This window comes from Rhizobium sp. P1_E6 (assembly GCF_056405875.1).
In genome coordinates, this window is the sequence record NZ_JBFUBG010000236.1 from 1 (window position 1) to 2,063 (window position 2,063).

The window sequence follows — 2,063 nt, forward strand, 5'->3', positions numbered from 1 at the left end:
ATTGTAGCGAACGCGGTTGCCATTCGGGTTGATCACTGACGTCAGTAGATACCGTCCGTAAAAGGTCGGATAGGTGTCGATATTATCGGGAGGATTGATGCCCGCGATGTCCACGACCGATGTGAATTTCGAAACAACGCCGTTTCGATCCGTCACAGTCCAAGAATTACTGGGTCGATCGTAGACTATGCGCTGAAAGTTTTGATGCTCAGCAGCATGGGTGGCGCCGGGAAAGCAGGAGACCGTGGCAGAGCATGAAACCAGAGGTTCACCATTCAGCAGATAGATATCGTCCGCATCCCAAGCGGGAACCCCGTTTCCGGGTGTGGCGCGTTCGATGACGTCAAAACCATCGATACCCCATCCGTAACCCAGCCAGCCCTGATAGAGACCGCCTAGCCGTGATTTGCGCGCAGAATCGTAACGAAGTTTGAGCTTGGGGGCRATATCGTGATAGGCAGGCGCTTCGATGTCGATCACCTGCGTGAACGAACCATTGCTTGTAATTTCGGGGATCGAGGGCTTCTCCGGCGCATTGACAGCGGGGGCAGCTGGTTCGACAGCGGCAAGTGCAGTCGCAGCACCCAGGTTTTTGGCCTTGCCAGAACCGTTCATCTCACTACCGGCACCATCAGTCTTGTCGTTTTTGTCGGCCCCGCTGCCAACCGATACAGGATTAGTCGCCGTCGCTTCATCTTGGTCGTCGGCACGTGTCGTGGACTTCGCGTCCGTACCATTACCAAGGCCGGCGCCAATGTCAGTGGTGCGGTCGACCGCCATGTCGAGCGTGGTGGAGRCAGCGCCATCGCCAGCGGGCTTGGTCTGACCGGCCGCCTTCGACTGGGTGTCGACCCCAGCCGTGCTGATCGCCGCGCCATTGCCAAGTCCCGAACCRGACTTGGCCGGCTCCTGCGCAYTCCCAGCACTTGCGACAACACATAGAGCCACCGCGGCTAGAAAAGCCGCGGCAYYAAACCGAAWWTGAAACATGAAGTCCCCACAACCCCGAATCGAAATATATTTTCAGGTTAAGCGGGYAATTTTGAGTTTTGCAATCCCATTCTCACGGATCTTGCCAGACTTTCCTGGGCTCCTCAAACGCCGCATGTCAAAACAAAGGGATAACCGAGGCACTGATCACACGCCCAATTAGAGCGACATCTTGCTAGCCGAAATGCAGAAAACAACAACCTTAGGTTGCAGTTATTCAAATTATGTGCGGCATATTTGGTTGCGTTGGCAATCTCAGCGGGTGTCTTCTAATTGCCGATGCTCTTCAGCGAAACCGATAAATAATGTCTCTATGGCGCCATTGGTGAGATCGAGTACTCCTCGATTCTATATTCTGGTAACAATGGTTCATTTCTGAATATCTTGCCATGCAAGAACAACGAATATGGGTATGAGCCAGATACAACGTGAACGCTTTCCCCGTTCTCTATATGAATTTTGATGCCAGACTCTGATAATACTTTTTCATTCTTGTATATTAGCTTCTCAACGTTGATTATTTTTTTCTCTTTAGAAAAATCATATGCAACAATATCAAGCCCATCATAGGAAATGTTCTCGTTTATATTAAAGTGCAGTGAACCTATTTCAAAACGATCTTCGACTCCATTCATAATTGAATTTATTGAAATAGACGAGCCGTCACTATGGTGAACCACAATCTTGATCGGACCAGGCACTGAAACATAAAGTAATCTAAAGCCGGTGATTGGCTTTTGGAGTTCAGCCAATATTGCTTCGGGAGCCATCCCGAGAAAAGGGAAATTTTTCATCTCAAATCCTCAATAATGAAGGGTTTCATGCGGTTTTTGTCCATTAGCAGGGATGTCTATTCTCCCCTCTGGTCGCTTTGCGATGCCGTTGTCACCTATTTGAGTTCCGGGAGGATATCCGCTGCTTGCAGGAGCGGACCCACTCTTTCCCCCTGTGAGCTTGTCAAAATCCTTGTCGATATTCCCCGTCCCACCCTTCGAGGGATCAAGGGGACCGCTGTTGTGCCGATTGCCCCGTGCCCCAGCCTTGCTGTCCTGGGTCCCGACTAAGTCTTGAGG

Annotated in this window: 2 protein-coding genes; both read right to left on the reverse strand. The window is 50.8% G+C overall.

The genetic code is table 11. From position 1 onward, the window contains the following. Positions 1–780: hypothetical protein (locus AC1D35_RS35720; RefSeq protein ID WP_477942700.1), on the reverse strand; the 780-nt coding region annotated here is incomplete at its 3' end. Between the two features lie 521 nt (positions 781–1,301). Then, a complete protein-coding gene (locus AC1D35_RS35725) occupies positions 1,302–1,784 on the reverse strand; it encodes a hypothetical protein (protein ID WP_477942702.1) in 483 nt (160 codons plus the stop codon). Positions 1,785–2,063 lie beyond the last annotated feature (279 nt).

Coding starts and splice junctions, on each gene's coding strand:
- AC1D35_RS35725 (WP_477942702.1), bottom strand. CDS start 1,784: ATGAAAAATTTCCCTTTTCTCGGGATGGCTCCCGAAGCAATATTGGCT.